Source organism: Aequorivita soesokkakensis (assembly GCF_001641085.1).
In the GTDB taxonomy this organism is placed as follows: domain Bacteria; phylum Bacteroidota; class Bacteroidia; order Flavobacteriales; family Flavobacteriaceae; genus Aequorivita; species Aequorivita soesokkakensis.
Genome location: NZ_LXIE01000001.1, coordinates 168,812 through 181,420 on the forward strand (window position 1 = coordinate 168,812; position 12,609 = coordinate 181,420).

General features: G+C 36.6%; 16 protein-coding genes. 9 read left to right on the top strand and 7 right to left on the bottom strand.

All coding sequences use genetic code 11. The features are described from left to right. Positions 1–25: 25 nt before the first annotated feature. Positions 26–895, top strand: a complete 870-nt coding sequence (locus A7A78_RS00810; RefSeq protein ID WP_068760283.1) for a pirin family protein — start codon at positions 26–28, stop codon at positions 893–895. Here A7A78_RS00810 and A7A78_RS00815 read toward each other — a convergent pair. Then, positions 892–1,509 (bottom strand): Crp/Fnr family transcriptional regulator, encoded by a 618-nt coding sequence (locus A7A78_RS00815; protein WP_068760285.1) that lies wholly within the window; start codon positions 1,507–1,509, stop codon positions 892–894. The two genes, A7A78_RS00810 and A7A78_RS00815, sit on opposite strands and share 4 nt — an antisense overlap. Before the next feature lie 127 nt (positions 1,510–1,636). Here A7A78_RS00815 and A7A78_RS00820 point away from each other — a divergent pair, with 127 nt between their 5' ends. Genes A7A78_RS00820 through A7A78_RS00825 form a run of 3 tightly spaced genes read left to right on the top strand, consistent with a single transcriptional unit; the run spans position 1,637 to position 3,002 of the window. Then, positions 1,637–2,185, top strand: coding sequence for an ExbD/TolR family protein (locus A7A78_RS00820; protein WP_068760287.1), 549 nt, complete (start codon positions 1,637–1,639; stop codon positions 2,183–2,185). A gap of 49 nt (positions 2,186–2,234) precedes the next feature. Further along, on the top strand, positions 2,235–2,411 hold the full coding sequence (locus A7A78_RS15030; RefSeq protein ID WP_165593531.1) for a hypothetical protein: 177 nt from the start codon (positions 2,235–2,237) through the stop codon (positions 2,409–2,411). A gap of 12 nt (positions 2,412–2,423) precedes the next feature. Then, complete coding sequence (locus A7A78_RS00825; protein ID WP_068760289.1) at positions 2,424–3,002, top strand: DUF1287 domain-containing protein; 579 nt, start codon at positions 2,424–2,426, stop codon at positions 3,000–3,002. Positions 3,003–3,033: 31 nt separating this feature from the next. Here A7A78_RS00825 and A7A78_RS00830 read toward each other — a convergent pair whose 3' ends face one another. The 6 genes from A7A78_RS00830 to A7A78_RS00855 all read right to left on the bottom strand — a co-directional run bounded on the left by A7A78_RS00830 (position 3,034) and on the right by A7A78_RS00855 (position 7,512). Next, positions 3,034–4,299, bottom strand: a complete 1,266-nt coding sequence (locus A7A78_RS00830) for an MFS transporter (RefSeq protein ID WP_068760291.1) — start codon at positions 4,297–4,299, stop codon at positions 3,034–3,036. Positions 4,300–4,372: 73 nt separating this feature from the next. Then, complete coding sequence (locus A7A78_RS00835) at positions 4,373–4,987, bottom strand: YqaA family protein (RefSeq protein WP_068760884.1); 615 nt, start codon at positions 4,985–4,987, stop codon at positions 4,373–4,375. A gap of 676 nt (positions 4,988–5,663) precedes the next feature. Further along, complete coding sequence (locus tag A7A78_RS00840) at positions 5,664–5,963, bottom strand: DUF1456 family protein (RefSeq protein ID WP_068760293.1); 300 nt, start codon at positions 5,961–5,963, stop codon at positions 5,664–5,666. A 48-nt stretch (positions 5,964–6,011) separates the two neighbouring features. After that, complete coding sequence (locus A7A78_RS00845; RefSeq protein WP_068760295.1) at positions 6,012–6,485, bottom strand: universal stress protein; 474 nt, start codon at positions 6,483–6,485, stop codon at positions 6,012–6,014. Positions 6,486–6,562: 77 nt separating this feature from the next. Continuing rightward, on the bottom strand, positions 6,563–7,216 hold the full coding sequence (locus A7A78_RS00850; RefSeq protein ID WP_068760885.1) for a hypothetical protein: 654 nt from the start codon (positions 7,214–7,216) through the stop codon (positions 6,563–6,565). 86 nt (positions 7,217–7,302) lie between these two features. After that, positions 7,303–7,512, bottom strand: coding sequence for a hypothetical protein (locus A7A78_RS00855; RefSeq protein WP_068760297.1), 210 nt, complete (start codon positions 7,510–7,512; stop codon positions 7,303–7,305). A gap of 128 nt (positions 7,513–7,640) precedes the next feature. Between A7A78_RS00855 and A7A78_RS00860 the strand changes: the two genes are divergently transcribed. The 5 genes from A7A78_RS00860 (at position 7,641) to A7A78_RS00875 (ending at position 12,448) form a co-directional block, all read left to right on the top strand. Then, complete coding sequence (locus A7A78_RS00860; protein ID WP_068760299.1) at positions 7,641–8,507, top strand: sigma-70 family RNA polymerase sigma factor; 867 nt, start codon at positions 7,641–7,643, stop codon at positions 8,505–8,507. A 98-nt stretch (positions 8,508–8,605) separates the two neighbouring features. Continuing rightward, positions 8,606–10,432: an SLC13 family permease gene (locus A7A78_RS00865; protein ID WP_068760301.1), complete on the top strand. Its 1,827-nt coding sequence runs from the start codon at positions 8,606–8,608 to the stop codon at positions 10,430–10,432. A 12-nt stretch (positions 10,433–10,444) separates the two neighbouring features. Continuing rightward, the gene (locus tag A7A78_RS00870) at positions 10,445–11,335 is read left to right on the top strand and encodes a mechanosensitive ion channel family protein (protein WP_068760302.1); all 891 of its coding nucleotides are present in this window, start codon (positions 10,445–10,447) and stop codon (positions 11,333–11,335) included. Between the two features lie 38 nt (positions 11,336–11,373). Next, positions 11,374–11,511, top strand: coding sequence for a hypothetical protein (locus tag A7A78_RS15035; RefSeq protein WP_165593532.1), 138 nt, complete (start codon positions 11,374–11,376; stop codon positions 11,509–11,511). Between the two features lie 94 nt (positions 11,512–11,605). Beyond that, entirely contained in the window at positions 11,606–12,448 is an 843-nt protein-coding gene (locus A7A78_RS00875; RefSeq protein ID WP_068760304.1) for an OmpA/MotB family protein, read from the top strand. The last annotated feature ends 161 nt before the right edge of the window (positions 12,449–12,609 follow it).

The following is a 12,609-nucleotide window of genomic DNA, read 5'->3' on the forward strand; positions in this document are numbered from 1 at the left end:
TGGCATCCTTTTTAATTTTAGAAATATGTCAAACCTCAAAACAATAATCCCGGAACGCGCTGCAAATATTGGTAATTTTATGGTTGGTCGTTTGTTGCCTTTTCGTGAAAAAAGAATGGTTGGTCCATTTGCGTTTATAGATCATATGGGCCCGGTAACAATGGATGAAACACAAAATCTCGATGTTCCGCCGCACCCGCATATTGGACTTTCAACACTCACTTATCTTTTTGAAGGAAGCATTATGCATCGTGATAGTCTGGGTTCAGAAGTTGAAATTACGCCCGGTGCCGTAAATTGGATGACGGCGGGAAAAGGGGTGGTTCATTCAGAAAGAACGCCGGAAAGTCTTCGCAATTCACGGAAATCATTGCACGGTTTACAGATTTGGGTGGCACTTCCGAAGCATTTGGAAAATATGGAGCCTTCATTTCATCATACTGAAAAACAGGAAATTCCTTCTTTCGAAAAAGATGGTGTTTTAATAAAAGTAATTGCCGGGGAAGTTTTCGGAAAAAAATCGCCTGTTCCAGTTCACAGTAATCTGTATTTTCTTGAATTGAAAAGTGGAAAAAAGCGAAAAGTTAAACTTGGCGATTACCTTTTTGGCGAAAGCGGACTTTATATTTTGGAAGGCAACGTTTTCAGCGAAGGAAATACCTACGAACCCAAACAAATTTTAGCTGCGAACGACAGCACACTCTGCGAATTTGAAATGGACCACAACACCACCGTATACATTTTTGGTGGTGAGCCATTTCCCGAAGAGCGACATATTCACTGGAATTTTGTTGCTTCGGAAAAAGAAACTATTGAAAAGGCTCGCGAAGATTGGAAGGCGCAACGATTTCCAAAAGTACCGGGAGAAACAGAATTTGTTCCACTTCCGGATTAATTCGTTTTAAAATTTTTATGAGCTAATTCTTTCCTAACGCGGCTCAAACTTTCGGGTGTAATACCCAAATAGGAAGCGATCATCCATTGCGGAACGCGAAGCAATAAATCTGGATACATTTCAATAAAGCTTAAATACCTTTTTTCTGCAGTAGCTCCCAGCAACAGGTTGATGCGTTTCTGCATTTGCCGAATATGGTTGTGCAACAATTTATCATTGTAGCGCCCAAAAATTTGGCTTACTTCTGCGGCGTGGCACATAAAATCTTCCCCAATAAAGACCACATCCGTATCTTCAATGGCTTCAATATAACTTTCTGAAGGGTCATTAAAATAAACGCTACTTCTATCAACAATAAACCAATTTTCCGGAGCAAACTGTATAACGTGTTCCTTTCCACTTTCATCCAGCATATAAGATCGCAACAGTCCTTTTTCAACAAAAAAAGAATGCTTGCAGATATCTCCCCTTTTTAAGAGAATACTTCCTCTTTCATAGCGCATCCGTGTTAATGGAAGCGATAGTTGTTCCGCATCAGCTTCAGATAAACCAACAGTTTCCATCAAATAGGATGTAAAATCTTTTGGAATTGTATGGTTTTCGTTTTTAATCATATTAAAAGTGTGAATTTCTAACTTATGCTTAAAATTAAGCTATTCTTTTGGAACGTGTTTCCAAAGCGGAAAAAACTGTGGCACTTTTTTTGTTTTCCAAGAAAAGAACACTAAACCACTTTCAATTATGAGAAATTCAATGCCCTCCGTAAATGCCGGCAGTATGGCCGACATCGCCTTTTTACTTTTAATTTTCTTTTTGGTAACCTCCATGATTCCCAATGACAAAGGGATAGCCCGCGACCTTCCACAGCCCTGCCCTCCCGGTGCGGAATGCAATATTCCTATTAAAAAGAACAATCTTTTTGCTATAAGCTTAAATGAAAAAGGTGAAATATTCGCCAATAATGAAATAACAAATATTGAAGACTTGAAAGAAAAGTTGAAGGATTTTATTGATAATGGTGGCGACGAATCCTGCAAATACTGCAAAGGCGAAAAATTTCCTGCATTTTCAGACAACCCCCAGAAAGCTTCAATTTCCGTGTCAATCCATCGCGAAACACCTTATCAAAATTTTATTTCCGTTCAAGACGAAATTGCAAAAGCTTATTTTGAGCTTCGTGAAAAATACGTCATCGAAGTTTTGAAAACCACTTCTGAAAACATTACTAAAGAGGAATTGAAAAAAATGCAAGAAGCCTATCCATTTAGGGTTATTGAAACGGATTTTTAAAAATTCAATTAATTTTAATGATATCTTTGATAGTAATAGCTTTAAAAATATGAACTGGACCTTTGAAAACTTTAAGCCGCATTTGGAAAATTTAACGCCCCAGGCTCGTGAGAAAGCTTTGGAAATTGCGGAACATTTAATGGAAAAAGGTGGTATTTCTGAAGAAAAGGCAATCAAAGAAGCAATTGTTCGTGCAGAGGAATGGTTTTTAAATTCTGAGGGTTAAACTGATTAATCGATGAAAAAAATACTGTTCTTTCTTTTTGTTGCTTCTTTAAGTTGCTTCAGTCAAAATAGCACAGACAGTTTTGCGCTTTCAAATGCCGCGCTTAGTCTCACAAAACAAAATGTGAGTTACGATCCAAGTTATTTTTCAATAGATTATCCCAACGGTGATGTGCCCAGTGATAAAGGCGTTTGCACGGATGTAATCATTAGAGCCTATAGAAAACTGGGCGTTGATCTTCAAAAAGAAGTTCACGAAGATATGAAGGCAAACTTCAGCTTATACCCCCAAAACTGGGGGCTGCGCAATACAGATAAAAATATTGATCACCGTCGCGTTCCAAATCTAATGACTTTTTTTAAACGAAAAGGAGCTGAAAAACCAATAACGGCGAATTTAAAAGACTATCTGCCTGGCGATATTGTTTGCTGGAGTTTGGGCGGCGGCCTAACCCATATTGGGATTGTGGTAAATAAAAAAGCTTCGAACGGAAAAAGAAATTTAATAGTCCACAATATTGGCGCGGGCCAAGTTTTGGAAGATTGTCTTTTTAAATATAAAATTATTGGGCATTATCGTTTTAAAAACTAAAAACAATAATTTAGAAAATATAAAAACGGAACTACTCTTTTTCGTGTTCTTCCAAATCCTTCCGAAGATCCAATTTCCGCAGTTTTGGGAAAAAGAAACCTGTCCCAACAACAGTAAGTATTGTCATTCCGCCACCAAAAACTACGGCGGTCACCGTTCCCATTAATTTTGCTGTAAGTCCACTTTCAAAGGCACCTAATTCATTGGAAGAACCCACAAACATAGAATTAACGGAAGCTACCCGCCCACGCATTGCATCTGGAGTTCTAAGTTGTAAAATTGTAGAACGGATAACCATAGAAATACCATCTGTAGCACCGCTTAGGAAAAGTGCAATCACTGAAACCCAAAACCAGGTGGAAACTCCAAACACTATAATGCAGATACCAAAGCCAAAAATAGCTGCAAGCAGTTTCATTCCCGCATTTTTATTCAATGGAAAATGTGCGGAAGTAAACATAATAATCAATGCTCCCACAGCTGGAGCTGCGCGAAGAATCCCAAAACCTTCTGGGCCAACTTTAAGAATATCCTGGGCATAAATAGGAAGTAAAGCCACCGCGCCACCAAAAAGAACTGCAAACATATCTAAAGTTAGTGCTCCTAAAATTACCCGAGTATTCATAACGAATTTGATTCCTTCTTTTAGGCTTTTCATAACGGGCTCTCCAATATTTGGATTTAAAATAGGTTTCTTCGGAATCTGCAACAAAAGCAACAAAGCCATTAATGAAAAGGCAAAAACGAAGCACATGGACCAATGCACCCCGATCCAATGAATAAAGAAACCTCCCGCTGCAGGCCCTACAACTGAACCCATTTGCCAAATGGAACTACTCCAAGTAGCAGCATTAGGATATATTTTTTTTGGAACCAATAAAGAGAATAAAGAAAAGATTGTAGGTCCCAAAAACGCTCGAACTATTCCGCCGAGAAAAACTAAAAAATAAACTGAGTAAAGCACAGTATCTGTAGAAAGGTCACCAACTACGCGCGGCCAAGTAAGCAGAAAAAGGCCAAGACTAACCACTGAAAACCCAAAAATACATTTAAATAAAAGTCCGCGCTTTTCACGCTGGTCCACAATATGGCCAGCAAATAGAGCCATGGAAACCGCTGGAATTACTTCCATTAAACCTATTATTCCTAAGGAAAGTGGATTTTTGGTAATACTATATACCTCCCATTCAATAACAACAAACTGCATGCTCCACGCAAAAACCATTGCAAAACGGACTAACAGAAAAATATTGAACTCCCGAAATCGTAATGCAGCGTAGGGATCGTTTTTCTTCATTTAAAAGAAAGGTGAATTTTTTTAATGAAAAGTAATTTCTTCCAAAACAAAATGCTTTGGAATATCAAAAGTACTACACCAAACTGAATATGGCAATGGCATAAAGATAAAACCTCACAAAACGAAGTAAACCAAACAATAGATAGTTTCTAAATTTATAGTGAATGGTTCCGGCGGCCATACTTGTTATGGAATATGGAATTGGCAACAATGCACCAACCACAATCAAAAAACCACCCCATTTGCGAATTTGCTTAAGGTGTTTTTTCATTTTTCCTTCCATATAAACATAAACTCTTGGAATGGTGAAAATCCATTTCCCAATGAAGTAGGAAATAATTCCCCCAATATATGAAAGTGTTGCGAGAAGTGTCAAATACAGAATTGGCTCCGGCATTTTATCACTCCAAGCAATAAATATTTCTGGCGGCACCAACCCTAAAAGTGATTCAGAAGCAAGAAAAACCAAAAGTATATTTATTGGTGCATAGGTTTCAGTGATATATGTGAAAAGGTTGCTAAAGTCAATTACATACAAATCAACAACAATGAGTGCAGCTATTACCGCAATAATTGGAATAATGGCTTTCTTAAGGCTTTGTCCCACAAAAGAATAGAACCCAGTATATTTATAATATAAGTGGGCGCGCTTTAATTTATTTGTTTCAGTTTTTTTAACGGTGTTCATGGAAACTTGAATGGCAATAAAAATGTGAATTAATTTCTGGTTGCAAATATATACCGAAAACACCTACCCTGCAATCATTTGGCAAAGCGTTGACGGTTAATGGTATGTTAAACAATAACTCTTAATGATATTGAAGATTTATTTCAGCCTAAAAGTTAATATTACGTTAAATCATTACTTTGTATTACATAGTACTGTAACAAATCTGAAACTGTTGCGTCTTTTAAGTATAACCCAATAAATTAAAATACAATGAGAACTTTAGACAGCAATCTTTTAACAGAAAAAATGAAAACCTCAAGAGCATATACTTGGAATATGAAAAGAAGGTTTCGCTAAACAATTAATCAGAAACAATAAAAACTTAAAAATCATGAGAACATTGGACAGTAACGAAAAACAACACAGACCCATTAATTCCAAAGCTTATAATTGGAATTTAAAAAGACGTTTTAAGTAACGGCACCAACAGAACACCCAAAAACAATTAACTATGAAAACCTTGAGAAACATTCAAAAAAGAATTAAATGCGGATCGCAAAAGCAACATACGTTGAATTACCTTAACGGAAACCAACACTTGTTTGAAGATCCTACAATCAGAAAAACATGCAGATACGCTTATTGAAACATATAAAAAGAGAAAACAATTGAAGCTGGATTGAAGAAATTTAATTCAGCTTTTTTTTTGTTTGGGATTTGGATTGTATTTACGCACAGGCTTTGGTTTTGCTGCAATTTCTTTTTTTTCAGGCATCGGCCCGCGTAAGTGAATAACCAAACCATTTAAAAAATTACGCAGAAACTGATCCCCGCATTCCATATATTTTTCGTGGTTTTCATTTCTGAAAATGGCTCCCAATTCACTTTTGGTTACGGCAAAATCTACCAAAGAACATATTTTTACAATATCCTCATCGCGCAGTTTGTGGGCTACGCGCAGTTTTTTCATTATATCATTATTGCTTAAAGCCATAAAAAAATTGTTTGTCCAAAGGTATGCTTAATTATTAATCTCATAAAATTAATCAGCTTCCCTCCTATTTTCACCTGTTGGCACCATATATACAGGAATAGTTGTATGCTCCAAAACACTGGAAGCCACGGTCCCCAAAAATAATTTTTCCAAAGTGCCGTGATGGTGGGCGCCCATGACAATCAAATCTGCTCCCCATTCTTTTGCATATTCCAAAATCATTTTGGCTGTATCGCCTTCTGCCAAATGGGTTGAAATATTCTTTTCTCCCAAATGTGCTGCAGTTTTATCTAAATAATCCTTAGCTACTTTTACAAATTCTTCCTGAATTTTAAAATCCACCGGAAATGCATAGCCTTCATAGCCCATAAAAGGTTCGTATTGCATTCCGTAATAGCGCATTTCAGAAAGAACGTGAAACAAGCAAACTTCAGCGTTCATAAGCTTTACAAGCTCGTGCCCCTTGTTTACTACTATTTCTGAATTTGGATTATAGTCAAGAGTAATCAGTACTTTTTTCATATTTCGGTAAATTACAAAGTAAAGTTACAGAACGAAATCGGAAAAAAATACTTTATCAGAAAAACTAATTTTCAAAATTATTGCTTCACAACAATGGCCGTGGCTTTATTGCCAGTGAGAAGATCCCATTCATACGAAGCCAACAAATTACCTATTTCGTCATAAATATTTAACTGCGCCGTATTTGGGCCGGAAGACCCTTGGTTAAGTGCCTGAAAATCTATTTTATTAAAACCGTCTTGTAATGGAAGGTCAAAACCTCTAAAACTTCCTTCCAGTCTAGCTTGAGGTATCACAATTTCTCCGTTTACATACACACGTATCATATCGCCATCAACAAATTCGTGGTCGCGGTACATTATGGTAGCTTTTTTGGCGGTAGTTTTAAAATCGCCTAAATATTGATCTTTTCCATATTCAGGCTTTTCCTCTTTGTCCTGCGAGAAATATTTAGGAGCTTTGTTTGTGCCAGTATAATCTATTAGCCCATCTCCGTTTTGAAGATCCAACTGATTTTCTTTTTCTTTCCCTAAATCAGAATTATTTGGGGAGTTGGGATTTTGGGTTTTTGAAAGTGATGGAGCTTTTACGGCAGGAATTTCAAATCCAGTTGTGCTTTCTACGGTAGATTCTGAAGCATCAAAACGGACGGAATTATTGGGCAAGTCTATTTGCGAAAAAGCAGTACCTCCTATTATCACAAAAACTACGGAAAATATATTTTTTATCATCACTTTTATATTTTGAAGTGCAAACACAACAATTGCACCAAAAATAATATCAAAAAAGTATAACTTGCTGTTAAATATTTAAAAGATTATTTCTTCGATTTATTTTTCTTTCCGCGCCAAATAAAGAAAAACAAAACAGCGCACAGGGGTAAAATTATATAAATTATAATATCTGCAGGATTGCTTAAATCTATGGGTTTATCACTTGGCTTAGGTACTTCGGTCGGTTTTTGGGCGTTTATGGCAATGCTGTAAAACAGCAAAGCCAAAAAAGCATTCCTTTTTCTATATATCATTTCAATTTATTTTTTTTAAATATATAAAAAATAAGGCAATGTAAAATTTTAACAAATAGTGTTAACTATTTGGAAATTATCATATAAAATGGTACTATGCCGTGTTATTATAAATATAAAAAGAATATATGAGACAACTTAAAATCACGAAGCAAGTAACCAACCGCGAAACCAAATCTTTAAACAGTTACCTACAGGACGTTAGCAAGATAGATTTAATAACGGCAGAAGAGGAAGTGGAGTTGGCGCAGCGCATTCGTGAAGGAGATCAGGCTGCTTTAAATAAATTGAGCAGAGCAAATTTACGATTTGTGATTTCCGTAGCAAAACAATATCAAAACCAAGGCCTTAGTCTTCCTGATTTAATTAACGAAGGAAATGTGGGCTTGGTTAAAGCCGCTAAAAGATTTGATGAAACTAGAGGTTTTAAATTTATTTCGTATGCCGTTTGGTGGATTCGTCAAGCAATTTTGCAAGCAATCGCGGAACAATCCCGTGTTGTTAGGTTACCGTTGAATAAAATTGGCGATATCAATAAAATAAAGAAAGCATCTATTCATCTGGAGCAAAAGTTCCAGCGAATTCCTACGGCAGCTGAAATTGCCAAAGAACTTGACTTCAGTGAATCAAAAGTGAAAAGTTCACTTAAAAATTCCACTCGAAGTCTCTCTATGGATGCTCCATTCCAGGAAGGTGAAAATGACAACAATCTTTACGACGTTTTAAGTTCTGGGGAAAGTCCGAATCCTGATAAAAGTTTGTTGCACGAATCACTTCGTATTGAAATAAACCGTGCACTTGATACTTTAGCGCCCCGTGAAGCTGATGTTGTTAAATTGAATTTCGGTCTTTGCGGTCAACCACCAATGACGCTTCAGGAAATTGGGGATACCTTTGATTTGAGCCGTGAGCGCGTTCGGCAGATTCGTGAAAAAGCAATTAGAAGGCTTCGCCAAACTTCGAAAAGCCACATATTGAAAAAATATCTCGGATAAAAAATGTTAAAAATATTGGGTGCGCCAATATTTTATGAATTCCTTAGGAACGGGTTTTATTTCTGCGGTTATCTTTATAAGACAAACCATCAAACCAAATGACCACAGAAATAATACTCGTTTTTTCTATTCTGTTTGTTACCATTATTCTTTTCGCTTTTGAAGTCTTTTCAGTAGACAAAATTGCGATGTTGATTATTGCTTCCCTTGCCCTTACAGGTTTGGTGGAACCGGAAGAAGCAATCTCAGGATTTTCAAATACTGCAACCATAACGGTGCTTTCATTAATGATTATTGCCTTAGCGCTCGAAGACAACGGCGTTATTGCTTCTTTGGCGCGTTTTCTGAAAAACCTACATGTATTACCGTTGTTTCTGCTTTTACCCGTTTTTATGTTTATTACGGGTGGAATTTCAGCATTTATAAACACCACGGCGGTTGTGATTGTTTTTATAAAAATTATCTCAGAACTGTCCAAACGTTTCAATCTTCCACAATCAAAACTTTTATTACCTATTTCCTTTGCTGGAATTTTGGGCGGAAGTTGTACGCTGATGGGAACGTCCACAAACCTCATCGTAAATTCTGTAGCAAAAGACTTGGGGGCTGAAAAATTCAGTTTTTTTGAATTTTCCTTTTTCGGTTTAATCTTTTTGATTGTTGGGATTATTGTGGTAACAATCGCTTCCCGTTGGCTCCCGAATGATTCCAAAGAAAATTTACGCGATGCATACGATTTGGAAAATTATGTAACTACTGTTGTAATCAGTAAAGACTCCAATTTAATCGATAAAAATATTGAAGACACTTTTCTATATACCAACCCTGAAATTTCAATATTAAAACTTACCCGAAACAAACAAATCACAAACGCCCCAGGTCGTTATATTACCTTGAAAGCGAATGATAAATTGGTTTTAATGTGCGACATTGAAAATCTAGCAAAACTAAACGATGCCGAAGGTTTGAGTGTGCATAAAACACAGGAGAAAGACAAAAAAAGACAGGTTATAGAAAATGGTGAAGAAAATAAAAACGCAAAGAAGCAAGACGACTTAGGCTTTGTTGAACTTTTGATTTTACCCGGTTCCATCCTTATTGGAAAAAACTTGAAGCAGCTTAGAAAGCAGACTTTTCAAAGTGCATTGCCAATTGCCATTAGAAAACGAAGAAATATCAGAAACACCAAAGAGCGCTTGTTTAGAAAGGATATTGACCAAATAACCCTAAAACCGGGAGACAGGTTGCTTGTTGAAGTTCCCAAGAACGAAATAGGACAACTTTATGACATGGAAAACGTAGCAATTCTTCAGGAGCACAAAACCAAACCTTCGGTCAATAATACAAAAAGAACAATGTCTTTTGCTATACTGCTATTGGTTGTTGGTTTAGCCGCGAGTGGCATTTTACCAATTCTGGTAAGCGCCCTCACAGGAGTCTGTTTGTTATTGCTAACTCGCTGTTTGGATTTAAATGATGTGTATCACCGCGTCAACTGGCAAGTAATTTTTTTACTTGCGGGAATGATTCCCCTTGGAATTGCGATGAACAATACGGGGGCGGACAAATGGATTTCAGATCATTTATTGGCTATTTTGAGCGGGCAATCAAACTTAGTAGTAATCGGGCTCATATTTTTAATAACGATGCTTATGAGCAGCGTGGTTAGCAATAATGCAACCGCTATTATAATGACCCCCATTGCTATTGCTGTTGCCGTAGGTTTAGATTTATCTATGAAACCTTTTATACTTTCAGTCCTGTTCGGAGCCAATTTTAGCTTTTTCACGCCTATGGGGTATCAAACTAATACTTTAATTTATGGAATGGGCTTTTATAAGTTCAAACATTTCTTTATAATTGGAGGCATTCTATCCATTATTTTGTGGGTTTTGGGTACTTTTATGCTTTCCACTCTTTTTTAAACTTAAAATATTATGTCAGAAAAATTTTCAGTAAGCAACTCTATATCAAATTTATGGGACAAATTAGACAGTTGGCTTGACGCCATCATTTTAAAACTTCCCAACTTTGCCGTGGCGATTCTTGTTATGGTGTTGTTTTATTTTATTGCAAGAGGTCTTAAAAAATTTTCGCATAAAGTACTTTTTAAAAAGCTTAGTGATGAATCCATTAAACAGATTCTTTCCAAATTAATTTACACCATTGTTATATTAATTGGCTTTTTTGTAGCGCTGGGCGTTTTGCAACTCGATAAGGTTTTAACCTCTATTTTGGCAGGTGCGGGTGTTATGGGACTGGCCATTGGCTTCGCACTACAGGGAACATTAAGCAACACCGTTTCAGGTTTTATGCTTTCATTCCAACCTAAAGTACGCATTGGAGACTTTATTGAAGCCCAGGGCAAAAGTGGTTATGTGGAAGAAATTGATCTAAGAGCAGTTTCAATTCGCCAAACCGATAATGACTATGTAATTATTCCGAATAAAATATTTGTTGATAGCCCTTTCACCAATTATTCTTGGACAGAGCGTGCCCGTATTTCCGTAAGCTGCGGTGTGGGCTATGAAAGTGATCTTCAAAAAGTGGAAGATTTGGTCACAAAAATAATTACAGAAAATTTTGAACAACAACAAAACGAGGGTGTTGAATTTTATTTTACTGAATTTGGCGACAGTTCCATTAACTTCATCACCCGCTTTTGGATACAGAGTCAACAACCTAGACCTAAATTTGAAGCACAACACAAAGCAATAAAACTTATTAAGAAAAACTTTGACGAAGCCGGAATCAATATACCTTTCCCTATCCGCACCTTGGATTTTGGAAAGAACAAATTGCAGATGGCGCCAAATAAAGAAGAATAAATTTACTATAATCAACACTACCTTTAAATAGATTCATTATGAAAAAGTTGCTTAGAATTCTACTCGCCGGTTGGGGCGCAAAAAAAATTGGCGGCGGAAAATGCGGCTGTATTGGGACCATCGTGGTTTTTATAATTCTTTATTGGTTATTGGGATATGTATTCGAAGTTTTCTAAAATATTCTTTTAACAAAACAATAGCATCCGTTAACTAATTTTTTGGTGTAGTTGCCTGTTATATTTGCTTAACAAACCCTTAAAACTTAGTATTATGAAAAAAGCTATTGCACTAACCATGCTGGCGACAGCAATTTTTGCTACCTCATGTGTATCAAAAAAGAAGTATGTAGAACTGGAAAATCAGTACAATGATACCCGCTCTACCCTATCTAAAACCCAGCTTGAAAAAGAAGAAATTGAAGCCAAATACGCCAAGATTGAAGAGCGCGTTGCAAGCTACAATTCAAAAATCCAATCATTGACTGATAGCAACAACAGTCGTCTTCAGGAAATTGAAGGTGTTGTGGTCTCAGAAAACGATAAGGAAAAAATGAGAAAAGCTCTAGCCAATGTAGATCCCCAAGAATTGGCCCAGGCAAAAACTCTTAAAGATTCAATGAATCTTATTGTTTCCCACAATCTTAAGAAAAACCTTGACAACAGTTTAGTTGGCGAAGGTGAGGAAGATGATATCAATATTGATATTGATGAAACTGTGGTAATGATTACAATTTCTGACAAGTTATTGTTTAAATCAGGAAGTGCAAGCGTTAATTCTAAGGCTAATCCTTTGTTGGAGCGTCTTGCAAATGTAATCAACAGCGAACCAGCATTGGAAGTTATGGTTGAAGGCCATACAGATAGCCAAACCGTAAAACCGGGCGCTTACATTAAAGACAACTGGGAGTTGAGTGTTGATCGTTCAACAGCCGTAATCCGAATTCTACAGGATAAATACGGTGTTGCTCCTGAAAAGTTGATTGCCGCTGGACGAAGCAGTTTTCACCCACTTACCGAAAACGAGACCAAGGAAGGTCGCGCAACCAACAGAAGAACGCGAATCGTAATCCTGCCAAATCTTGACAAATTTTTGGCCTTGCTTTCTGCCAACTAAAAAAGAAGGTAAATAACTATGGTAAGAGCGAACTATTAAAAAATAGTTCGCTCTTTTTTTTCTATTCACTAAACAACTTTTTTATAAATTTTGATTTGTTGAAAATCAAGTTAATTTAACTGGTTTTGGAAAAAGAAACCGCTTGTTAAAGCAATCAAAAA